Raw genomic sequence first — 21,721 nt, forward strand, 5'->3', positions numbered from 1 at the left:
TAAATTCCTCGACATTAGCCCCAATATGACTATTAATAATACTAGCCATATTGGATGCCTTGTTCCCTGAGCCTTCCGGTAATCCTTGACTTTTTTCAGTTTTTCTATTAAAGTTGTTAGCATCTTTATTTTAGAAAAAATAAGCGACCGCTCTTGATTTTATCAGGTAGCGATCGCTCTTTCTTTACTCTTTTCCCCCCGACTTTGAAACAGCCCTGCTTAATAAGGGGGGGACAGGAGAGATCAAAGTCCCCCTTTTTAAGGGGGATTTAGGGGGATCTGATCTCGGCTTTAATCACAGGTTTTCGGCTGAAGTTAACACCAATGATAGGAAAGTAAACCCGCCCGGTCTTTGGCTACATTTAACAAAATAATACTAGAAACCCGGTTTCTAATTCCCCTAACACACGCTACAATATTATTAACCCAGAGGAGCATCCCATGAACGAAGAACGCCTCGCCGCTTACCGTGATTTAATTCAGCTATTGATTGATTGTCCCAACGGAGAGGAGGTAACAATTCTCCAAGACCATGCTGAATTAGTGGATATGGGGTTATGCTTAACGATGAAGATGGTCGCAGAAACCCTAACGGAAAACGGACAGGAACAAACCGCCCAATGGTTATTAAACTTCGCAGAACAATTAATGATGCTGTTATCCTCTCCATCCCCGGACGATGAGCAATCCAATCAATATTCCCTTCAAGATTATATGACCTTAATTCAAGGATTATTGCAAGCCGAAGATGAAGATAATATTGAACAATTAAATACCCTGCTTGCCGATAACCGCCATCTCCTCAACCCACAATTTGCGGAAGTCTTAACAGTTGTCAATGCGGGATTTATTGAAGAATACCCAGAAGCAACAGAAAGGATAGTAGCCTTAGTCGGAAATATCAGTATTAGAATTAGCGAATTTCCTCTGGGAAATCCTAGATATATTCAAAACATTGCCATTGCGGGATCTGAGTTTGTCTTGGGTTATCATCAGGAAGAATCCGAATTATGGGCGCAAGCCAATAATAATCTGGGGCTTGCCTATTTAAGACTAGCAGCAATAGAAAATACCGAGGAGAATTTAAAAGCAGCCATCGCTTGTTATCAACAGGCTTTAATTGTTTATCAACAACAGACATACCCCCAACAATGGGCAGCGACTAATAATAATCTGGGGACTGCCTATTCTGACCTCGCTGCCCTGGAAAATCCCCAGGAAAATATAAAAGCAGCGATCGCTTGTTATGAAAAAGCTTTAATCGTTCGTCAACAACAGACATACCCCCAAGATTGGGCAGGAACAAATAATAATCTGGGGAGTGCCTATTTAAGACTAGCAGCAATAGAAAATACCGAGAAGAATTTAAAAGCAGCCATCGCTTGTTATCAACAGGCTTTAATAGTTTATCAACAACAGACCTACCCCCAACAATGGGCAAAGACAAATAATAATCTGGGGAGTGCCTATTTAAGACTAGCAGCAATAGAAAATACCAAGAAGAATTTAAAAGCAGCCATCGCTTGTTATCAACAGGCTTTAATCGTTTGTCAACAACAGACATACCCCCAAGATTGGGCAACGACTAATAATAATCTGGGGACTGCCTATTCTAACCTAGCAGCAATAGAAAATACCCAAAAGAATTTAAAAGCTGCCATTGCTTGTTATAACAAGGCTTTAATAGTTTGTCAACAACAGACATACCCCCAAGATTGGGCAGGAACAAATAATAATCTAGGGACTGCCTATTTAAGACTAGCAGCAATAGAAAATACCGAGGAAAATTTAAAAGCAGCCATCGCTTGTTATAACAAGGCTTTAATCGTTTGTCAGCAACAGACATACTCCCAACAATGGGCAGGGACAAATAATAATCTGGGATATTGCTATTCTCAACTCGCCTCCGAAGTTCAGGGGTCAGCACAACAAAACCTGTATGGTCAGGCTGTTCATTGTTATCGACAAGCGTTAATAGTTCATCAACCCAAAATATTACCTCTGGACTGTGTAGGAACTGGACGCAATTTCGGGGATTTAGGGTTTAAAATTGGGAACTGGGAATGGGGAGTGGAGGGCTATGAATGGGCGATGAAAGCAGTAGAAAATAGTCGCAGTCGGGCGCAAACCGATCAACAGCGTCAAGAGATTTTAGCCGCAGCCATTGGGGTTTATGCAAATGCGATTCAATGTTATATTAATTTGGGGAATTATCAACAGGCATTATTGACCGCAGAGCGATCGCGGTGTCGGCAGTTAGCGGATTTATTTGCGAGTAAGGATCTCTATCCCAATGCGGAAGTTCCCCCGGAATTGGTGGCGGAATATAATGCTTTGAAACAACGGATGAATCAGTTAGAGCAAACACCCCCACCGAATACGCCGGAAAATCCCTCAAAACCTGGTCAACTCTCCCCAGAAACTTTAGCAGAAATTGAACAATTAGAAACGGAAAGAAAGCAGCTTTGGCAAAAAATTCGCAGTCATGATCCGGTATTAGCGGGTCAAATAGAAGTCGATGTGATTCAGTTAGCAGAAATTCAGCAGTTAATTCAGGATGATGTCACCGCTATTGTTAGTTTTTATAGTACCAATGATCAAACGTTTGTGTTTGTGTTGCGGCGGAGTGACCTAACCCCCCTAACCCCCCTTCCCTGCGAGGGAATGGGGGAAGAATTTGACTCGTCTGTGCTTTCTAACTTCCCACTTGTTTCTAACTCCCCTCGCCTCGCAGGAGAGGGGTCGGGGGAGAGGTCTTACTCCCTAACCCTCCACACCTGCGACGGTCAAGGATACAAAACCCTGCAAAATTGGATCTTACAAAATTGGTTAACACCTTATGTCGAAAACAAGAATCAATGGCTGCAAAATATGGGTAATTTTCTTAGTGAAATTGCTCAAAGATTGGAAATTAATCAATTAATTAAGGAACATTTACAGGGAATAGAAGAATTAATTATTATTCCCCATTTGTATCTCCATCAAATGCCCTTTGCAGCTTTACCGTTGAATCTCAATCCTATTATTCCCAGTGGCGAAACCCAAACCGCAAAAACTCGTCAAATGGGGTTTAGTGAGCCGATTTCTAGCAGTTATAGCGAGTCAGAAAACAATACAGAATTACCGGAATATTTAAGTGATCGCTTTCGGTTAAGAGTGGTTCCCAGTTGTCAAATTTTGAAATATTGTAGCGATCGCAATCTAGTTCCCAAACCCCATCAATTAGGAATTGTAGAAAATGCTACCGGAGATTTATTCTATACAGAAAAAGAATGTCAAGAGTTAGCAAAACGTTATCAAGTTCCTGAAGAATATCATCTCAAAAAGGAACAAGCTACTCCAGATAATTATATCAAATTAGCGAAAAAAGTGCAACGGTTACATTCGAGTCATCACGCCAATGCAGACTTAAATCATCCCGAAAATTGTAAATTAGTTTTAGCGAATAAAGCCGAACTAAATTTAGCCACAATATTTACCTTAAGGTTTCCAGAGTTATCAGATTTATTTTTATCCTGTTGCGAAACTAATTTAACCTTAACTCCCATTACCGATGAACCCCTATCCTTAGCCGCAGGTTTCCTCTCAGCAGGGGCGCGAAATGTTGTGAGTACGTTGTGGGCGGTGGAAGATCAAGCGACATCGGTATTTACTATTTTATATTATCAATATCTCGACCAAGGAAAAACCCGCCCAGAAGCGTTAAGATTAGCACAACTGGATTTAAGAAAGTGTCAAAGTCTGGAAGGATTAAAAAATTCAATCTCAGAAAAATCTTCAGAGCGCTTAGGAGAAAAAGTAAATCACCCTAAAAATAGTTCTGAGGTAAAATATCCCTATGCAAGTCCCTACTATTGGGCGGGTTTTCTGTCTCAAGGTTTAGCTTAATCAGTTGGAGCAATTAATATTTCATTTCAGCCGAAAACATCTGATTATAGCCCAGATTAGATCCCCCTAAATCCCCCTTAAAAAGGGGGACTTTGATCTCTAATTCCCCCCTTTCTAAGGGGGGTTAGGGGGGATCTAGGACGCTTAGAAAAATCAACAAACTTTTGGTAATAAGCCTACTTTTAGTCTTAAAGTTGACAGACTTTGGATGGTTAAGGGCTTCTTAATTTATTAAAAAGATTCATTTTTCAACCAATCTGAAAAATCCTGGCTAAATTGAGACAGAGATAATAAATTAATTCTAGGATATTCTAACGTAAAATCTCGTTCTTGTTGGAGATTATAACCCCAATCTGCTAAAAATAATTGCACTGAGTTTAAATCGGGTTGTTGTTGCACCGCAAATAATGTTTGTAACCGATCTTCAATAAACCAAATATTAGGAGTAGGCTCAACCGTTGTTAATAATTCGCGTAAGATTTGCGCTTTCGGACGTTTATAACCTTTCCCAAAAATTCGACCTTCAGGAATTGTAACGCCTTGTTGTTGGAGAAGCGATCGCACAAATCGCTCCTCTTTTGTCGTAATAATATAAACTAAAAAAGACTGTTCAATTAGGGGTTTAATTCGTTCTATCACACCCGGATAAAATCGATGTAATCCTAACCAACCGGATAAATCCTGATTAATCCATTGATCTCGAACTCCATCCAAATGAGGGCCTATCACCTCCGCTTTTAATTGTTCTTCCGTAACAATATGGTGAACAATTCTTGACCAATTCTGTAAAATATCAGATTCCGAAATCCCTAAAACCAAAGCTCGAATTAAAATTGGCATTTCCCAACCAATTTCAATCACAGGGCGAGTTCGATAGAAAATCGGGGCTAATGCTTCCGGTGAAATCCCATCAGGAGGCGACCACAATTGACAATAGCTGCGCCATGCGGTTTCAAAATATTCTAACAGTCCATCACAAACAACCCCATCAAAATCAAGTGCGAGTAAAGTCGGTTTATCGTTTATCATAAAATTTTAATTTTAAATTTGGGAATCAACTCAACTTATATTAAATCAACGCTGTTTTCTTCCTCTAAAATTTGTAATTGAGGAGCGATCGTGGTACAAGCCTTACAACTCGAAACTGAATCCTTCCTTAACCCTCCAATGGCTCCCTATCAGCTTGATGCTGACTTAATCAGGGTGGCTAAACATCTCTATTATGCCTATGTAGAAGTTCATGCTCAACGAATGCGACGACCCTTGGGAGTGGCGGTCAACCCCAGTAATTATCGCAGTTGCTTATTATTTTCGAGTCAACCGATTTTACTACCAGGGGAATATTTTATCCCGTTTGAACGCATTGAAGCCGATTTGTTTTAGCTTCAAAAGTAGTTAGGAGTCAGCATTGAACATGGATATTATACTGAGTTTACCTGCCTATTTAATTGTGTTTGCGTTTGGAGCATCCATTGGCAGTTTTCTCAACGTGGTCATCTATCGAATTCCCGCCCGGTTATCTATACTGCATCCTCCCTCTCGCTGTCCCCGGTGTTTAACACGGTTGAGTCCCTCAGAAAATATTCCCGTATTCGGTTGGTTGTGGCTTCAGGGACGCTGTAAACATTGCCATACCCCCATTTCCATCCGTTATCCCCTCGTAGAAGCCACCACAGGACTCTTATTTTTATTAATATTTTTAATCTCCCCAAACTTCACCCAAACGGTGGGCTATTGGGTTTTATTTAGTTGGTTAATCGCTTTATCGTTGATTGATTTAGATACCTACACGCTGCCCAATGTTCTCACCCAGTCGGGGTTAATATTAGGGTTAGGATTTCAACTCACCCAAGCCTTAACAACACCCTCAACCTTGAGTCATGGCTTGATGGTGGGAATTTTGGGGGCTGTTCTAGGAATATGGCTCTTTGATATTATTTCCTTTGTCGGAACCTTGGTTATGGGACAAACCGCTATGGGGGCTGGAGATAGTAAACTCGCCGCCATGATGGGAGCTTGGTTAGGGTGGAAATATTTACTGGTGGCTGGATTTATCGCCTGTGGATTAGGAGCTATTGTTGGAGGAGGCGCCATCGCCCTTAAATTAATCAATCGTCGTCAACCTATCCCCTTCGGCCCCTTTCTAGCCCTTGCTACCGCCATCACAGCCCTCTGGGGACAAGCGATCCTATCCGCTTACCTGAGTCTATTTTTCCCAACCTTTAATTAATCAGAAGGGCGAGCGTCCGGCTCGCTGAGTGTGAACCATCGTCAACCGTCATTCTATGCCTTGGATTACGATTAAAACAACAGCCCTGCGATGGGAAGCGGATCTCATGCAGCAAGTCTTAGAAGCTCAGGATATTCCCACGCGGATGATTGATTTAGGGGTCTGTTCTTCCCTGGGAATGGGTAGCCCCATAGGATTACAAGTTTTAGCAGAACATCAATGGGCAGCCTTGCTGTTATTAAGTCCTATTGAGGAAGAATTAGAATCTGTAGATTAACGTGATTGATTTGATGTATTAGGGGTCGAGGGGGGCTTTACAACCCCCGACTCCCATTCAAAACCGTGCTTGCGACTTTCACCGCACACGGCTCCTAGTCTAGTTGACTGTTATCATCAGAACATCCGGTTTTCCTTTGAGTTGTAAGACCCATCGGTTGCCGTTTTAATATCGTGACAATGGCGATGTAATAGTTGCAGGTTCTTATATTCGTTTTTCCCGCCTAAAATTGTGGGAAGAATATGGTCGATTTCTGCAATGTCTTCTGTAGTGAAGTATTGTCCACAGAAGTTACATTTACCTTTTTGCTTTTTGAGCAAGATTGCTACTCGTTTGGGTACATCAAAGGATGTGCCTTTTCTTGTACTCCAGTACGTCCAATTTCCGTCATAAGGTGATGCTTCAGGTCTTACAGTTATATGACGAGTAATAGGTGTTTCTGCGTGTGTATATAATTTAAAACCTTCTTTGGTTTCAAAATTCCACGCTCTATTATCGTTTTTCTTGAAGTATTTACTTAACTTCTTATAACTTGCTTTACCACATCTCCTGACTGTCCATGCTCTTAATCTTTGCCATGTAATATGGTCTAATGAGGAGAATGTCTCTTTGGAGACAACCTTTGAGTGGTAGTTACACCATCCTCTTATGACTGGATTTAGGCGTTCAATTAATGCGTATTGAGGTGCAGTTTTGTGGGTTTTAATCACTTCTTTCACTTTATCCGCGTGAGCTTTAATTGCTTTTTTACTAGGTTTTATTAGGGTTTTGAATCCTAATGGTTCGGATTTTCTATTTTTTCCTGAGTGATGTATACCAACAGGATATTGTCGAAAATTCCATCCTATAAAGTCGAATCCTGGTCTTATCCTTTCGCCGTTTACTTCGATTTCTCTCAGTGTATGACCAATTCGGGTTTTTGAGGGTTTAAGCTCTAAACCTATAGGTTTTAACCATTCTTCTAAGGCAATTTGGCATTGTTGAATGATTTCTAATTGTGGACTGATCACAACAAAATCATCGGCATATCTGATGACTTGAGCCTGTACACGGCTATTCTTTTTAGGGAATTTGTGTTTAATTAACTCAATCATTCCATCCAATGCGATGTTAGCGAGTAGAGGACTGATGACACCTCCTTGCGGTGTGCCTGCCTCTGTTGCTTCAAATATGCCGTTATCCATCACTCCAGCTTTTAACCATTGTCTGATTTGAGCTTTTATTATTGATGGACAATCAATTTTGGATAGTAGGTATTCATGGTTAATTTGGTCAAAACACTTAGAGATGTCAGCGTCGAGAATATAGTATTCTCCTTTGTGTATGCTTTGGAAGATTCTTGACATCGCATCATGGGCAGAGCGTCCGGGTCTGAACCCATAGCTTTCACCCTCGAATCTGGCTTCCCATTGGGGTTCTAATGACAATTTAACCAAAGCTTGCCTGATTCTATCGTTTATAGTTGGTATACCTAGTGGGCGTTTTTCCCCGTTGGGTTTGGGTATCCATTTCCTTCGGAGTGGTTTTGCTTTTTGGTATTTACTCAGATTTTGGGTAAGTTCTAACCGTTGTTTGGGTGTAATAGATTTAATACCATCCACCCCGGCTGTTTTCTTGCCTTGATTATCCTGAGTTACCTTTTTAATCGCTAGAAGTTTGGCATAATATGACTTGACTAGAAGTCTTTGAAGTTTTCGAGCCTTTGCATTTTGTCCCGATAATGATGCCTGGTAAATTCTCTTTTGCAGCTTAAATACTACCCGTTGGACTTTCGCCCAATTGATAGAATTCCATGCTTCCGTAGTCTTGGTTATACTCGTTTTCACCGTTTTCACTGCTAATTGAAACCTTACCTAACAACTAAACCGGAATCTATCAGCATATATTGAACATTACATTCAATCATTAGCTTCTGACTCCATCTCTCCCCCTCATAACATACGCCTTAGATTTGTGACTGCCTGACAGTATTCGACCTCTGTAGGAGTATATAGGTTTTAACGTTCCTTGAAAATGGGTTTATTGCCTTTAGAATCACTCTATCTGCCGGGGTACTTTCGGGAGTCTTAGTAAGTGTTTCGATCTAAAACCTTGCCTTTTTATAGAAGGGTATAAAACCTTCTACCTTTTCCCCTTGTTCTTTTGAACGCAGCGTATCAAATCAATTTCGCTACTTAATAGTTACGACAGTTCAAGCCGAGTGTTTACTTTCGTTATTCTTGGGCAATTGACTAGGGAACTACCTAGACATTTGATTTATGTCCGATTTCCCGTTACTCCCAGCTTCAGTGTTTTGATAATCAGTCTGACACTGTGGGAGTTGTCGTATCTCTCTGGTGTTGGATATCATGTTTGGTAATCCGCACCATTGACTCCGAGATTAACCCTCCTTTAGGGTCACATTTTCAAAGTTAAGATAGGCTTGATTGGACTTATTGTTAGTTTAATATCCTTAATAATTGTCTAAACCTATCTCCCTGCTTACGTTTTGGGGTTTATCCTAAACTTTGGTAGGAACGTTTCGCACAGATCGTTCTATTATAGTAAAGATTTAAAATTTAATCCTGGGGCCAACGGGAATCCCCCAATTTCCAAACGCCTCATTTTTTAAATTAGAAACTGAAAGGTCAAAACAATCTTTAATGTCTCTATTTGATTGGTTCGCAAATCGGCGCAAATCATTACCGAGCAGTCCTGAACCCCAGGAACGGGAAATTGCTGATGGGTTATGGGTTAAGTGCGAACAGTGCCATGCTTTAACGTATGCCAAAGACCTACAAGCCAATAATATGGTTTGTTTGGAATGTAGTCACCATTTCCAAGTGCATAGCGATGAACGCATTCAGCAACTGATTGATCCCAATACCTGGATGCCCCTAGATGCTGAAATGTGTGCCGTTGATCCCCTGAAATTCCGCGATCGCAAATCCTATAGTGATCGACTGCGGGAAACACGGGAAAAAACCGGATTATTCGATGCGGTACAAACGGGGGTTGGGTTACTGGATGGAGAACCCGTTGCCCTCGGCGTGATGGATTTCCGGTTTATGGGTGGGAGTATGGGTTCTGTGGTCGGGGAAAAACTCACTCGCCTAATTGAACACGGTACCAGAGAACGCTATCCCGTGATCATTATCTGTGCATCGGGTGGGGCACGGATGCAGGAAGGAATGTTGAGCTTGATGCAAATGGCTAAAATCTCGGCTGCGTTGCATCGACATCAAGAATCCCGACTCCTGTATATTCCAGTTCTCACCCATCCGACCACGGGCGGGGTGACGGCGAGTTTTGCCATGTTAGGGGATATGATTTTAGCCGAACCTAAAGCCACGATTGGTTTTGCGGGAAGACGAGTCATCGAACAAACCCTGCGGGAAAAGTTACCCGATGACTTCCAAACCTCGGAATACTTATTGTCTTATGGGTTTGTCGATGCCATTGTCCCCCGGACTCAACTGAAGAAAACCCTGGCTCAACTGATTCGTCTCCATCGTCCTCCCCAAAATACGGGCTCTTTTTCCCACTGTCCAGAAGTTAAAACGTTCACCTCTCCCCATCCTGAAGTAGACCTATCCCATGAAATCTCACCGTCGAAGTCTGTATAAGATTTTGACGAGGATTCATTCAGGCTAGGAAAAAGGGTGGGGGTTGTAGGATAGGCAGGAACAAATACTCAACAGTCAAACCCAGGACAGAAAATTGGCTGTTTTCACAGATACCAAAGGTTCCTATAATTTTTGATCAAGACCTGTCAGCAACTAGACTCATGGGTTTTGCAGACCTGTCAATTACAGAAATAGCAGAGGATTACAATCTCTCAGTTGAGGCTGTACTCAAGCTGTGCGATCAGTTGGGCATTTCATATCAACATCCTCAAACCCGCTTGGCGCTTGAGGATGCTAAAGCTTTGATGTCCTACATCAGAACTTTAGGCCAGTCGTCCGAGTTCACCGAGTTTGATCAACCTTAATCAGGTATGGAAACTAGCATCTGTGAAATTATATTTCGCAGACGCTCAAAAAAGGTAAATAACAATAGACGATTGACAAATAATGATCAGCCCATGACCGGGATCAGGTACATTGAACATCTGAACCGAAACTGAACTGACTTCTGAAGAGCGGATAAAGCCAAGACGGTATTAAGCCTTCAATAACTAACTTAGCTATAAGGAGAACCATGCTCAAAAGATACTTTTGGCTGGCAGTAGCCACTGTATTTTTCACCTTTCAACTGTTTGTCAACCAGGCGAATGCGGTAGAATTGACCAAAGAACTTCGGACTTTACCTCTGAATGACCAAGGCCAAACCGTTGTCCTCACTGAAAAGCAACTGAGCAAAGGTAAAAGCGTATTCAATAAGGCTTGTGCCTCATGTCATGCTTTGGGAATGACCAAGACAAATCCTGATATTAACCTCAGTCCTGCAACCTTAGCCGGTGCGTCTCCCTCCCGCGATAATATTGAGGCTCTGATCGCATTTATTAAAAATCCCAAAACCTATGATGGGTTGGAGGAAATTTCAGAAACACATCCCAGCACCAAGAGTTCAGATATTTTCGTTGTCATGCGAAATCTGGAAGATGAGGATTTATACAATCTAGCTGGATATCTGTTATTAGAACCCAAAGTTCGCCCTGAACAGTGGGGTGGTGGAAAATACCTCCGCTAATATCAGTTAAAACCTCATAATTTTAGACTTTAGGTTTTAGGTTTTGGATGATACAAGTGTTTGGATTTTTCCTCCTCAGCGTTGAGAAACCGACACGGAATCATCTTCAATCTAAGATCTAAAGTCTAAAATTTTAGAAGGATGTTGAACTCAACAGAGGAAATACATTATTCATGGGATATTCTAAGCTTTTTGTGCATTTTTTATTGACTATTCTGATTTTAGGGATAAGCTTATTTAGCTGGAGTTTACCGACCCAAGCCGCCTCAATTGATCCCTTTATTCGGCGTTATTTTGAAGTGAGTCAACCTGTTGAAATTCCGGTGGATGGAAAAGGTAATACTCGTCAATTTTCCGGGGACGACCTCACCCAAGGGAAGGCATTATTTGAGCAAAATTGTGTTAATTGTCATGTTGGGGGCGTTACTTTACAATATCCCAGCCTATCCCTTTCTTTAGAAGCGTTGAAAGGGGCAACTCCTAGCCGTGATAATCTTAATAATTTAGTCGCTTATTTTAGAAATCCTGTTAGTTATGATGGTACAGATTATAACTATTGGTGCCGGGAAGTTTCTGAAAATTGGCTGTCAACGGATGAAGCGGAAAAAATGGCAGCTTATTTGTTAAGGGCGGCGGAAAAAGTTCCTTATTGGGGCGTTCAACAAAATCAGCAAACTCCTTCTTTCTAAAACTATAGCGCTACTTGAAGAGGGAATAGGGAATTACGAATTACGAATTACGAATTACGAATTACGAATTACGAATAATGACAAGCTAAACTTCAATAAACAGGTGGGTAGTTTATTGTTCGTTTGATCACTAACAAAAAACTACCCAAAATTGATCATTAATTAATTCTAAAAAATTAGAGTTACTGAACTCCAATTATTGGGTTACAACAAGCTCACCAATCATGCCCGCACCCCGATGAGGTGAACAGAAGAATGGGTAAACACCAGCAGGGGCATTAGCGGGAATAGTAATATCAAAAGTTTTGCCAGAAGCACTCTCCAGTTTCTTATGAGAAAGGCTGTTAGCGATGTCTTTATCAGCAGATTTATCTGCATCAAAAACCACGTTATGGGGAGGAAGCATACCAACCTTAAAGGTAACAGTATCGCCAGGTTTAACGGTAACTTTCTTGGGCGAAAAAGCTAACCCACCAGCACCCATTGTAACCTCATAGCTATTGGCGGAGGCTTGATCAGCGCCAAAAACAAATGTGCTAATCATTAACAAGGCTACAGACAGAACTAAGGCGACCCGCTTGGACAGTGAAACAATCCGATTCATAACTTGCCTCTATAAAATGTAACTTTCTAAGCTTTGAGCAACATCTTACCACGAACTATGACAATCTGTCGTATTAATCGATGACCTTGGCAAATGGCTAACACATCTGTCACAATTTTCAAGAATCACAGTTATAATTCAATGTCCTATTCTCAAACATGGCCAAAAAGCAAAAATTTCCTTACCTGTTAGGCTCTAAGTGGACAGCCAATCAAGAAACTTGGGGGTGGCGACATTTTCAAGTTGTTAACCGGAAAAATCAAGGGAAATGGGTCTTTGCTGAATTGGTAGCCTCTTGTGATCCAACGGTCAGATTTTGGTTAAATGCTCAACAACTTAAAGATCGTTCTCTTTGGCAACCGGGATGGCAATCTACACAGGAACTTGAAGAGATTGAATCACTCTAAAACATTAACCATCCCGAACTCTAGCTGTCCTCTTGTTAAGATTGTCTCATGAATGCTCCCCACCTGCAAACGACCCTGGAACTGTTGCAACAAGCAACTCAACAGCTACAATATTTATTACAGAATCCGGTTTCATCCGATCAAAACCGAGAAATGATTCAGGAAATTGAAACCCAATTAACTCAAGCTTTAATCACGTTAAAGACAACGGTTAATCCGCCTAATTTGGATCATATTCCTCCAGAAATTTTACAACAAATTCAAGCTTTGGGATTACCTATTGAAAGCCTTGATATTCAGTTGGCTTTATCTAGCCATCATTTGAGTCAAATTATCGCAATTGTAACGGAAATTCAGAATAAATCTGAACAAATTAGAAACAGACGAGATTATTTTTTAGATCGTCTTCCTCGAATGCCAATTGAGAAATTAGGCCCTAGAGTTCCCCTGGTCACCGCCAAGGATTTTCTTCCTGATTATGAACCTTTACCGAAAGATCAACGAGAACAATTAAGGGTAAAATATAATATTGATAAATTAATTCAAAAACGACAACAATCTCGTGCTTCCTTGTTTGACAAAATTAAACAAGCTGAATCGTTTATTGATTCCCAAGCTAAACCTTTAGAAAATACGCCAGAATTTGAAGAAGATTTACCCTTTTAATGACGAATTAATTTTTTTCTGGTCATTAATTGATTTAATTTAATTAAGGTTTTCTAATATTATCTAATTTTCTGAAAGTTCTGGACAAAAGTTATATTCCATCCCTAAATGTTTGCTACAGATGCTACGCATCTAAATTTGATATTTTGTAGGCTAGAGTCCTTGCAGTTAACTGTGTGACAGCTTATAATGGGATTTCATATTAAGTTTCACCATCACGAGTTTTTCAATTCAAGGTTACAATGGAATAATATCCCCTATTTTTCTAAAGGAGTGATAAAATGTCTCAACCCGGTACTAAACATCCCTCAACTCCCGATGAATCTTCTCAGTCTGGTGACGCTTTAGAAATTGTTAGTATTGGGATTAATGAATCTCAACCAGAAACTTCAAATCAAGAGGGTTTATCTCAAGATAAACTCCATCAAGTTGCTGACCAAATTAACGCGGATTTCCAAGAAAATAAAGCTCCAAACTGGCGAGTTGAAACCAATTGGGATGAAACTAAAGTTAAGGTTGATTTAGATTAAAAACCGTAGGGTGATTTAGAGAATGCGATCGCTATCAGAAACTGGGTTTCTCAATAGATGTTACATAAATTCCCTAAACCCTCTGTAGAGACGTTGCATACAACGTCTCTACAGTTTTGAACACAAATTATCTATCAATTTTCCTCTAAACAAACCGTTGTTAAGGCTTGAATTAATCGTTGATTTTGAGCTTCTGTTTTAACTGCTACTCGAAAATAGCGATCGCCTAAACTGGGAAAACTCAAACAATCTCGAATTAAAATTTGATGATTTTTTAATAACTTTAATTGCAATTGAGAAACAGAATAATCTGACTCGACTAAAATAAAATTAGCCACACTTTTAAAAGGTTTTAATCCGGGTATATTCGCTAAATCTTGATAAAGTTTGGGGCGAGTTTCTTCTAACCAACGCCAGGTTTGTTCCTGAAATTCTGTATCTTGTAAAACAGCAATTCCGGCTGCCACTGCTAAACTATTCACAGGCCAAGGATCACGCCAGCCTTGCCATTTTTTTAACCGTTGGGGATGGGCGATCGCATATCCTAACCGCAGCCCCGGTAAACTATAAAATTTGGTCAGCGATCGCAAAATCACTAAATTCTCAAATTCCTTCACCCAAGACATTAAACTTTGCTGTTGACGAGGAAGTAAAAAATCCATAAAGGCTTCATCAACCACCACCAACGCAAACTGTTCTAATAATTCTAATAACCCCTGAGCAGAAAATAATTTTCCCGTCGGGTTATGGGGGTTATTAATTAATAAACCTGAGCGAGAATTAGAAGGTTGAGGGAGAGAGAACTCTGACTCTATAGAAGCCATCGAAAGCGGACACTCGATCACAGTTCCATCAAAAGCGTTGAGCGTCCGCTTATAGTCCCCAAAGGCAGGAGTGAGTAAATAAGTCGCATCTAACTGCGCGAGTTCCCGTCCTGCCCAGGTGAGTAATTCTGCGACTCCATTTCCGGGTAAAATCCAATCCACCTCTAGGGACTCATGGGCCATTGCATCATTGACCGCAACGGCGATCGCTGCTCTCAATTCTCCATAATCAGGATTAGGATAAGCATTCAAATCGTTGAGGTGGCGATGAATGGCACTCAGAGCAGATAAAGGCGGCCCCCAAGGATTAATACTGGCAGAAAAATCCAGAATATCCGAGGGAGAACAGTCGGCTACGGTTGCGGCCCAGATTAAATTTCCCCCATGTTGGGGTGAATGGGTTGCTTCCACGCCTAGAAATTAATCCTCGTTATGAGCAACTTTTTCTTTGAATAGTTTCCCGGCCGAAAAAGCAGGAACTTTCGTGGCTGGAATTTCCATCTTTTCACCCGTTTTCGGGTTACGGCCTTCACGAGCTTTTCGTTCCCGTGACTCAAAGGAACCAAAGCCAACCAGTGTCACTTTGTCGTCATTGGAAACTGCTTCCATGATCGTATCTAAAGCTGCCGTCAACACCGCATCAGCTTGTTTTTTGGTTACACTGGCCCGTTCTGCTACGGCATCCACTAATTCACCTTTGTTCATCTGAGTTTCTACTCCTTAAGATTGGCATAAAGCAATCAACAGCATAACCTGTCAAAAGCCGTGAAGTTCAGGGAACAGCTATAGGCAGGTGTAGCACCCCAACTGGCTACCCCTAACCCTATCTGACCCCGTTGGGGCAGGGTTTCCCCCATCCGTGTCAACAATCGCGCTAAAAGTAGTCACTCAAACCCCAATTCACGCGCTATCTGATCCCCAGTCAATGATCCCCCCTAACCCCCCTTACCAAGGGGGGAACAGGAGATCAAAGTCCCCCTTTTTAAGGCTATGCCCTGAGCCTGCCGAAGGGGGGATTTAGGGGGATCTGATCAAAGCTGTAATCACGGGTTTTCGGCTTAAGTTGACGGACTTTGGGTTTCCCCTCCCTACCCCAAAAAACTGCAAAGTCTTTCCTGTAGGGTAAATCTTGGCAAAAAATTTTTAATTTCTAAACGCTGCGATCCCTACAGAACCTAATTTGCAATGATTTATTCTAAGGGTTGTTTAGGGAATAGGGAAGACTTAAACCAATAATTTATAGAGATTTTAACTATTTACAAGAGTAGCAGGAAGAGCCGGGGAAGTAGGGGCGAGGTTTCCTCGCCCTCAAGGGTCAACAGTCAAACCTTAGTTTAACGTCCTCTCATCATCCGTAAAGCATCGGGACTGGGGTTATATTCATAACCGTAGGGATTGCGATCGCTGTCATCCAAAATTTGAGGCGTAACTAACACAATCACTTCCGCCCGTTGATTATCCTTATTGGTTCGACGGAACAATGAACCAATAATAGGTAAATCTCCTAACAGTGGAATTTTGCTGACATTAGACCGTTCTTGTTCCTGAATAATCCCCGAAACAATCAGAGTCTGACCATCCCGTAAGCGAATATTCCCAGAGTCTACCGTGCGTCTGAGAATCTGAAGGGCAAAACTTTGATCCGCACTATTCACCCGATCTCCAGGGGCGCTAACAGTCGGTCGGACTCGCAGGGTCACAAATCCATTATCATCAATTCGTTCCACATCAATAGATAGAGTTAAGCCCACATCTTGGAACTGGAAATTCTGACTGCTGATCGTTCCTGATACGGTTGCGGTCGTTGTTGTTGTTGCCGATTTGACAACCTCTTCCACTAAAGCAACCGCAGCACTTTCTCCCTCTTGAACCACTAAGGTTGGATCGGTCAAAATCTTGGCATTCCCACTAATAATTTGAGCCGTTAAAGTCGAGAGAAATCGCCGAGGATATTGGAAGTAGGGAAAAACACTATTAGTAACTGTCCCTAAAGCATCAAGTGCCCCAGTTTCTAAATTTCGGGTAAAGGGTTCATACTCAGAAATCCCGACTTGATTCGTCCGTTCTGATACCGGTGCAATTGGTTCTAAACCAATCCCCCCTCCCGGCGCCGTTAAAGGAGTAACAGACAATTGATTCGGATCGTAGAACGGATCTTCAGCACTAATGGGATTTGGAACAATCGGTCGAGCATTGATGCCCGTTCGGGTCGTTGCACTGTTCGGGGGATTATAACCACCAAAATTAACCGTTGCAGCACCCCCATCATTGACAAAGAAGGTATCGTTAATCCCAAAGGAGAAACTACTACTGGCGGCTTCTTCTCCACTTAAATTCACGTCAATGACTTTCACGTTAACGGCGACTTGACGCTGACGCAGATCCAGTTGTACCAGTTGAGCCGAGGCTAATTCTACAATGTTAGGACTGCCCACTAAGGTCACACTATTAAGCCGTTCATCGACTAAAACTTGCAGTCCTCGCAATAATGGAGTTGAGTCTTGGGTTTCAATTCGTAGGGTTTCTACAACCGTTGTTACTCTTGTATCCGTTGTGGTTAACGCTTGGGTACTCCCCGGAATATTGACTGAGTTTGATTGAGTTATCTGTTGTTCACGGGTAATTGAACGTTCTGCTCCCATACTGACCAAGAACCCGGCTGCGGTTTCTGCGTTAACTTGGTTGAGACGGAAGGAACGAACCACGACATTTCTCGCCGAATTGGGCAGTCTTGACCCAATAAAAATAGTATTTCCGTTGCGGTTGGCTTCTAACCCACTTAACCGTAAAACATAGTTAAATACATCTTCAACGGACTCGTTTTCAATATCGAGAGAAATTTTTTGTCCGTTCCCTGTTGAAGTTCCTCCTGGGGCTGGTTGTCCTGATTGTTCAGACGCTCCATCTAAAAAAGCAATATTTAATCCGGCCGTTCGGGCTAATAATGCTAGTACATCACGCACTGGGGCATCTCGCAACACTAAACGCGGAATGCGTTGACCATTCTCTAAACGAATCGTCGAAGTTGTGGTGGGATTAATATTAGAAACAGCAATATCTCCAACTGGGGGTGCTACAGCACGGGGAAGAAAAGGTGGAGCCGCATCAACGGGGCGAGGTGCTCCCTGGGGAACGTTTCGACCATCAATGGTGATTTGAGGATCAGGAATCAATACTGGTTGAGAACCTCTAGGGGCAGGCTGGGCAGTAGATCCAGGAGGGGGAGGAGGTGGGGTTACGGCTTGATTCGGAACTTGAGCCACAGCACCGGATGCCGTACCCAGACTAATTACAATCCCTTCTCTACCTCCTTGGAGAATTCGGGCTTCGGGGGTACTATTGACCCCACTCACAATCACCCGGACACTGGTGGGATCAAGTTGGGTGACGACGACCGAAGCAATACCCGGAATGGGATTATTTTGTTGAAAGTTTTGTTTTTGGCCGGGAAGTTGCGTATTAATAATATCGGCAACAAAATCATTTCCCCGTCGGACGACAAATACTTCCGGTCGCTCTCCCCCTTTTGTCATTAACAGTAAACCCACTTCCCCGTTCATTTCTACCAGTCGCACATCTTGAACTTGGGTTTGTGCAAATGCTGGGGTCTGCGCCACAATGGCGATCGCAGCACTGGTTAATAGTCCTGCACCAATTCCTTGAAGCTGTTTCACGTTTCCTCCTCAACACAATATCAAGTTTCAGGTTCCAGGTTCCAGGTTCCAGGTTTCAATGATTTCCCCTTGTCCCCCCGTCCCCTTGTCCCCCCGTCCCCTTGTCCCCCCGTCCCCTTGTCCCCCCGTCTCCCCGTCTCCCCTCATCTTCCGCTATCCTGTTACCATATACCAACTTAGGCCAAAATTCCAACTATTTTGGCGGTTCAGCCGGAGTTTCGGCAGGTTGAGAAGCTGCAACGGCTGCTTTAGCTTGTTCTGGACTCAAAGGAAGTAAGACTTGTAATTCAAAGGCTGTTTTTAACCGTCTTTGGGGTTGATTGACCGAGGGAACAAATTTCCCTTGTCGATATTCTCCCTCAATGGTTTGAGTTTGATCCTTCAAGGAAGATTTTAAACCTCTGACTACTAACAAAGGTTGTAACCGTTCTAAGGAAGCTAAAAACTTTAAGGTTTGATCAAAACTGCCTTCAAACTCTACTTTATAAGCACGTCTTCTGAGTTTGCCATTGACATCTGGCCCTAAAGTTCCATCATTGACAATCTCTGCTTCTGGTTTGTCTAATACAACAGGTGTGAACAAAGAAAGTTTCGCTCTTTTGCTATCATCAATGATCCCCGCATTAATTTTATTAATCTGTTCGTTAAGATCAAATAACAGGGTTTCTAAACTGGTTTCATCGGCAAATAAAGCGGTAACAGTAGATCGACGAACTTTAGCATCTGCTAACTCTTTTTCGGCTTTAGCCCGTTCCCGCAAACGCTGATCTTGTTTCTCAATTTCATCTTGTTTGGTTTTAATTTCCTCTCGTAAAGCTTGACCTTCCGCTAAGGTGGGAAGAAGGAATTGATAGATTAAGAACCCTGCTAGAATTGCCCCCACAACTCCGGCACCAATTCCCATGATTTTGGGTGTTAAGGCAATGCCAAATATAACTGGCCCACCGCCTTCCCCGTCAACATCTTGAATAAATTCATTGGCTACGGTCATTTTTTAATCACTCCTTTTTCCTCAAGGGTTTTAATCCGATTAACCAGTCCTAACGCCCCATTTTTTTGCAGTTGAGGTAACAACTCCGAGGCGGTTGCTAGACTGAGGTAGGTTTCAATGGTATACTTGACCACAGGTTGTAACTGAGGTTTGGCAGTACCACTATCTGCATCCGGGGATTTAGCGACTAATTGAGTGGGGTTTTCTTCTAATTTAGCCTCAATTAATTTTGTTTTTTCCCCATTAAAAAAGGGAGATTGATTGAGTAATAATACAAAATCATTAATTTGAGTGTAAGTATTTGCTACTCCTGAAATTTTTAATTGAGCCGTTTTGGGTTCCGGTGGAGGGGCGGCGGCTTGATCTGCTGCGGGACTGGGAGATGGAGCAGGGGCGGCGGCTGTAGCTGTGTCGGGTTCGGTCTGTTCAATATTGAGAATTCTCACCCCGGCGACTTGCATCAATTCCCCTAATTCTAGGGTAAGTGCTGACCAGGGTTTGATTTGATTAAATACCGTCGCTAAGGCATCGGCTTCTTTATTGGCTTGAGCGGTTTCTGCATTAATTTTATCTAAAGCTTCCACCTCCGACGTTTTTTGTCCTAATGTAGCAACAAGAGCATCACGTTCTTTGGTTAGGTCAGTATTTTGTTGATGAAAAATAAACCAAGCTCCTCCGACAATGGCATTCAGAGCTAAAGCGACCCCAGCACCGATTAAAATTGGAGTCTGGTCAATATTTTGGGTGGGAGCATCCTGTCGTCGAACTTCTCGTTCTAATAGATCAGGTCGATCATTCAAAAAGTTGATATCTAAGTTATACATAATTAGTTGGCGGTTGACGGTTGACGGTTGATGGCTCACTAATCAGGGTTTAAAGCATCCGCATTCCTAAACCTAATGCCACTCCTAAACTAGCACGTTGTTCTGGGGGAATTTCCCGTTCAAAGGCAATAGAGAGGGATTCAATGGGATCAACTTGCGTCGCAGGCATTGCTAACCGTTGCATGAAAAACTCATCCAGTTGTCCAATGGCGGCTCCTGGCCCCATTAACAATAATTGTGCCATTTCCAGGCCGTCACTTTGATTAATATAAAAATCAACGGAGCGACGCAGTTCATCGGCTAATTCAGCAAAAACCTTAATGATGGCATTCGTCCCCGGATTGGGATCGTTTAATGCTCCCATTGTATCAGTCACCGGAAGGGTCATGGCCTGGAGTTCACTGACATCCCTCGAAGGAGGTAAATTCATGGCACTGTTTAAGGCACTTTGAACTTGATATAATCCGATGGGAATGGTGCGGTTAAATTGAGGAATCCCATCCACAACAATCGCTAATTCAGTGCTATCAAATTCAATATCGGCAATAATAGCAGCTTCGGTGGAGGAAAACTGCTCTAATTGATTTTTTAAGGTACGAATTAAAGAAAAATTACTCACCTCTAAAACCGTAACCTTTAAACCCGCTTGAGCAAAAGTTTCAACATAAGTATCGGTGACTTCTTTACGAGCAGCAACTAATAAAACTTGGACTTTTTCGATGCCATCTTCATCGACAAATCGCCCTAATTTTTGATAATCTACATCAGCTTCTTCCCGGGGAAATGGTAAATATAATCCCGCTTCTGCGTTCATATAGTCTTTAAGTTCATCATCACTGAGGTCAGCCGGAACCGGAATAATCCGCGTTACCGCTTCCCGTCCGGGGATAGATGTACCCACGGTTTTGGCTTTAATATTGTTATCGGTAATTGCCGCCTGAATTAACTCTGCCATTGCTGGAGTATCTACAATTTGGCCATCTTGAACAACGCCTTCGGGAACTGGAATTGTAGCCAAGGTGACTAGCTGTAATTGCTGACCTTTTTTCCGCATTTCCACCAGATTAATTCGTTCTGTGGCTAACTCAATTCCCACTCCGGGCTTACGCTTAGAAAAGAGTCCTTTTAAGAAACTAACCATAGTTGTCGTTTTATTGATCGATTCCGTATTTTAGCTGACCTGTACCCAGAACGTTAAAATTTCCGATTCTGGGACACAGAGATAATTAGATCTCCCCATCTTACCTTGTCTGTTCGTCCTCACTGTCCGAGTTTTATTATTATTTTTTTTCTAAAAATCGATCCGTTTGGGTTCAATTTATGTTTTCTTAGATCAAAGTAAACATCTCCCGTTAGGAGTTGATACCAACGGCTGATCTTTGACCTTTCCCCTCTGTTCTGATTTACTGGTATCTAGTTTAACGAAATTTAGCCCCCTTAGTGAAG

At 42.1% G+C, this 21,721-nt stretch carries 19 protein-coding genes and 2 pseudogenes; 11 read left to right on the forward strand and 10 right to left on the reverse strand.

Annotation, left to right across the window (positions count from 1 at the left end; all coding sequences use genetic code 11):
- Positions 1–123 (reverse strand): annotated as a pseudogene (locus H6G57_RS29220) (ISAs1 family transposase); the annotation flags it as partial.
- A 318-nt stretch (positions 124–441) separates the two neighbouring features.
- Between H6G57_RS29220 and H6G57_RS24355 the strand changes: the two are divergent.
- Positions 442–3,888 (forward strand): CHAT domain-containing protein, encoded by a 3,447-nt coding sequence (locus tag H6G57_RS24355; RefSeq protein WP_190523361.1) that lies wholly within the window; start codon positions 442–444, stop codon positions 3,886–3,888.
- Between the two features lie 231 nt (positions 3,889–4,119).
- Here the strand turns inward: H6G57_RS24355 and H6G57_RS24360 are convergent, their stop codons facing one another.
- On the reverse strand, positions 4,120–4,917 hold the full coding sequence (locus H6G57_RS24360) for an HAD family hydrolase (RefSeq protein WP_190523363.1): 798 nt from the start codon (positions 4,915–4,917) through the stop codon (positions 4,120–4,122).
- A gap of 90 nt (positions 4,918–5,007) precedes the next feature.
- Between H6G57_RS24360 and H6G57_RS24365 the strand changes: the two genes are divergently transcribed.
- The 3 genes from H6G57_RS24365 to H6G57_RS24375 are packed head-to-tail and all read left to right on the forward strand — an operon-like array spanning position 5,008 to position 6,395.
- Positions 5,008–5,271, forward strand: coding sequence for a hypothetical protein (locus H6G57_RS24365; RefSeq protein ID WP_309236034.1), 264 nt, complete (start codon positions 5,008–5,010; stop codon positions 5,269–5,271).
- A gap of 31 nt (positions 5,272–5,302) precedes the next feature.
- On the forward strand, positions 5,303–6,118 hold the full coding sequence (locus H6G57_RS24370) for an A24 family peptidase (RefSeq protein WP_190523365.1): 816 nt from the start codon (positions 5,303–5,305) through the stop codon (positions 6,116–6,118).
- Between the two features lie 55 nt (positions 6,119–6,173).
- Positions 6,174–6,395 carry a hypothetical protein gene (locus H6G57_RS24375; RefSeq protein ID WP_186440306.1) on the forward strand — a complete coding sequence of 74 codons (222 nt, stop codon included), beginning with the start codon at positions 6,174–6,176 and terminating at the stop codon, positions 6,393–6,395.
- Positions 6,396–6,489: 94 nt separating this feature from the next.
- On the opposite strand, the pseudogene ltrA reads toward H6G57_RS24375, so the two are convergent.
- A pseudogene (gene ltrA / locus H6G57_RS24380) lies at positions 6,490–8,221 on the reverse strand (group II intron reverse transcriptase/maturase).
- 816 nt (positions 8,222–9,037) lie between these two features.
- Between ltrA and accD the strand changes: the two are divergent.
- The 4 genes from accD (at position 9,038) to psbV2 (ending at position 11,755) form a co-directional block, all read left to right on the forward strand.
- Positions 9,038–10,000, forward strand: a complete 963-nt coding sequence (gene accD / locus H6G57_RS24385) for an acetyl-CoA carboxylase, carboxyltransferase subunit beta (protein WP_190523367.1) — start codon at positions 9,038–9,040, stop codon at positions 9,998–10,000.
- A gap of 161 nt (positions 10,001–10,161) precedes the next feature.
- Positions 10,162–10,365: a translation initiation factor IF-2 gene (locus tag H6G57_RS24390; RefSeq protein WP_190523369.1), complete on the forward strand. Its 204-nt coding sequence runs from the start codon at positions 10,162–10,164 to the stop codon at positions 10,363–10,365.
- Between the two features lie 209 nt (positions 10,366–10,574).
- A complete protein-coding gene (gene psbV / locus H6G57_RS24395) occupies positions 10,575–11,066 on the forward strand; it encodes a photosystem II cytochrome c-550 (protein ID WP_072718195.1) in 492 nt (163 codons plus the stop codon).
- Positions 11,067–11,239: 173 nt separating this feature from the next.
- Entirely contained in the window at positions 11,240–11,755 is a 516-nt protein-coding gene (psbV2, locus tag H6G57_RS24400) for a photosystem II cytochrome PsbV2 (protein WP_190523371.1), read from the forward strand.
- Between the two features lie 196 nt (positions 11,756–11,951).
- Here psbV2 and petE read toward each other — a convergent pair whose 3' ends face one another.
- Positions 11,952–12,359, reverse strand: coding sequence for a plastocyanin (petE, locus tag H6G57_RS24405; RefSeq protein WP_190523373.1), 408 nt, complete (start codon positions 12,357–12,359; stop codon positions 11,952–11,954).
- Positions 12,360–12,517: 158 nt separating this feature from the next.
- Here petE and H6G57_RS24410 point away from each other — a divergent pair, with 158 nt between their 5' ends.
- The 3 genes from H6G57_RS24410 to H6G57_RS24420 all read left to right on the forward strand — a co-directional run bounded on the left by H6G57_RS24410 (position 12,518) and on the right by H6G57_RS24420 (position 13,962).
- Positions 12,518–12,766, forward strand: a complete 249-nt coding sequence (locus H6G57_RS24410) for a TIGR02450 family Trp-rich protein (RefSeq protein WP_190523374.1) — start codon at positions 12,518–12,520, stop codon at positions 12,764–12,766.
- Between the two features lie 48 nt (positions 12,767–12,814).
- The gene (locus H6G57_RS24415) at positions 12,815–13,432 is read left to right on the forward strand and encodes a hypothetical protein (RefSeq protein ID WP_190523377.1); all 618 of its coding nucleotides are present in this window, start codon (positions 12,815–12,817) and stop codon (positions 13,430–13,432) included.
- Positions 13,433–13,713: 281 nt separating this feature from the next.
- Complete coding sequence (locus H6G57_RS24420) at positions 13,714–13,962, forward strand: hypothetical protein (protein WP_190523379.1); 249 nt, start codon at positions 13,714–13,716, stop codon at positions 13,960–13,962.
- A gap of 134 nt (positions 13,963–14,096) precedes the next feature.
- Here H6G57_RS24420 and cobD read toward each other — a convergent pair whose 3' ends face one another.
- The 6 genes from cobD to pilM all read right to left on the reverse strand — a co-directional run bounded on the left by cobD (position 14,097) and on the right by pilM (position 21,416).
- Positions 14,097–15,197 (reverse strand): threonine-phosphate decarboxylase CobD, encoded by a 1,101-nt coding sequence (gene cobD / locus H6G57_RS24425; protein WP_190523381.1) that lies wholly within the window; start codon positions 15,195–15,197, stop codon positions 14,097–14,099.
- A 9-nt stretch (positions 15,198–15,206) separates the two neighbouring features.
- On the reverse strand, positions 15,207–15,491 hold the full coding sequence (locus tag H6G57_RS24430) for an HU family DNA-binding protein (protein ID WP_072718207.1): 285 nt from the start codon (positions 15,489–15,491) through the stop codon (positions 15,207–15,209).
- 629 nt (positions 15,492–16,120) lie between these two features.
- Positions 16,121–18,460 carry an AMIN domain-containing protein gene (locus H6G57_RS24435; protein ID WP_190523382.1) on the reverse strand — a complete coding sequence of 780 codons (2,340 nt, stop codon included), beginning with the start codon at positions 18,458–18,460 and terminating at the stop codon, positions 16,121–16,123.
- A gap of 193 nt (positions 18,461–18,653) precedes the next feature.
- Positions 18,654–19,451: a pilus assembly protein PilO gene (locus H6G57_RS24440; RefSeq protein WP_190523384.1), complete on the reverse strand. Its 798-nt coding sequence runs from the start codon at positions 19,449–19,451 to the stop codon at positions 18,654–18,656.
- The gene (locus H6G57_RS24445) at positions 19,448–20,275 is read right to left on the reverse strand and encodes a PilN domain-containing protein (protein WP_190523443.1); all 828 of its coding nucleotides are present in this window, start codon (positions 20,273–20,275) and stop codon (positions 19,448–19,450) included. The genes H6G57_RS24440 and H6G57_RS24445 overlap by 4 nt, the downstream gene beginning before the upstream one ends.
- Positions 20,276–20,324: 49 nt before the next feature.
- The gene (pilM, locus tag H6G57_RS24450) at positions 20,325–21,416 is read right to left on the reverse strand and encodes a type IV pilus biogenesis protein PilM (RefSeq protein WP_190523386.1); all 1,092 of its coding nucleotides are present in this window, start codon (positions 21,414–21,416) and stop codon (positions 20,325–20,327) included.
- Positions 21,417–21,721 lie beyond the last annotated feature (305 nt).

This window comes from Planktothrix sp. FACHB-1365, assembly GCF_014697575.1.
Taxonomy (GTDB): domain Bacteria; phylum Cyanobacteriota; class Cyanobacteriia; order Cyanobacteriales; family Microcoleaceae; genus Planktothrix.

What these genes read in the sequence shown, in the direction of transcription:
- petE (WP_190523373.1), bottom strand. Translation starts at nt 12,359, where the DNA reads ATGAATCGGATTGTTTCACTGTCCAAGCGGGTCGCCTTAGTTCTGTCT.
- H6G57_RS24390 (WP_190523369.1), top strand. Translation starts at nt 10,162, where the DNA reads ATGGGTTTTGCAGACCTGTCAATTACAGAAATAGCAGAGGATTACAAT.
- H6G57_RS24375 (WP_186440306.1), top strand. Translation starts at nt 6,174, where the DNA reads ATGCCTTGGATTACGATTAAAACAACAGCCCTGCGATGGGAAGCGGAT.
- H6G57_RS24410 (WP_190523374.1), top strand. Translation starts at nt 12,518, where the DNA reads ATGGCCAAAAAGCAAAAATTTCCTTACCTGTTAGGCTCTAAGTGGACA.
- H6G57_RS24360 (WP_190523363.1), bottom strand. Translation starts at nt 4,917, where the DNA reads ATGATAAACGATAAACCGACTTTACTCGCACTTGATTTTGATGGGGTT.
- H6G57_RS24370 (WP_190523365.1), top strand. Translation starts at nt 5,303, where the DNA reads ATGGATATTATACTGAGTTTACCTGCCTATTTAATTGTGTTTGCGTTT.
- psbV (WP_072718195.1), top strand. Translation starts at nt 10,575, where the DNA reads ATGCTCAAAAGATACTTTTGGCTGGCAGTAGCCACTGTATTTTTCACC.
- accD (WP_190523367.1), top strand. Translation starts at nt 9,038, where the DNA reads ATGTCTCTATTTGATTGGTTCGCAAATCGGCGCAAATCATTACCGAGC.
- psbV2 (WP_190523371.1), top strand. Translation starts at nt 11,240, where the DNA reads ATGGGATATTCTAAGCTTTTTGTGCATTTTTTATTGACTATTCTGATT.
- pilM (WP_190523386.1), bottom strand. Translation starts at nt 21,416, where the DNA reads ATGGTTAGTTTCTTAAAAGGACTCTTTTCTAAGCGTAAGCCCGGAGTG.
- H6G57_RS24355 (WP_190523361.1), top strand. Translation starts at nt 442, where the DNA reads ATGAACGAAGAACGCCTCGCCGCTTACCGTGATTTAATTCAGCTATTG.
- H6G57_RS24445 (WP_190523443.1), bottom strand. Translation starts at nt 20,275, where the DNA reads ATGTATAACTTAGATATCAACTTTTTGAATGATCGACCTGATCTATTA.
- H6G57_RS24420 (WP_190523379.1), top strand. Translation starts at nt 13,714, where the DNA reads ATGTCTCAACCCGGTACTAAACATCCCTCAACTCCCGATGAATCTTCT.
- H6G57_RS24430 (WP_072718207.1), bottom strand. Translation starts at nt 15,491, where the DNA reads ATGAACAAAGGTGAATTAGTGGATGCCGTAGCAGAACGGGCCAGTGTA.
- H6G57_RS24440 (WP_190523384.1), bottom strand. Translation starts at nt 19,451, where the DNA reads ATGACCGTAGCCAATGAATTTATTCAAGATGTTGACGGGGAAGGCGGT.
- H6G57_RS24415 (WP_190523377.1), top strand. Translation starts at nt 12,815, where the DNA reads ATGAATGCTCCCCACCTGCAAACGACCCTGGAACTGTTGCAACAAGCA.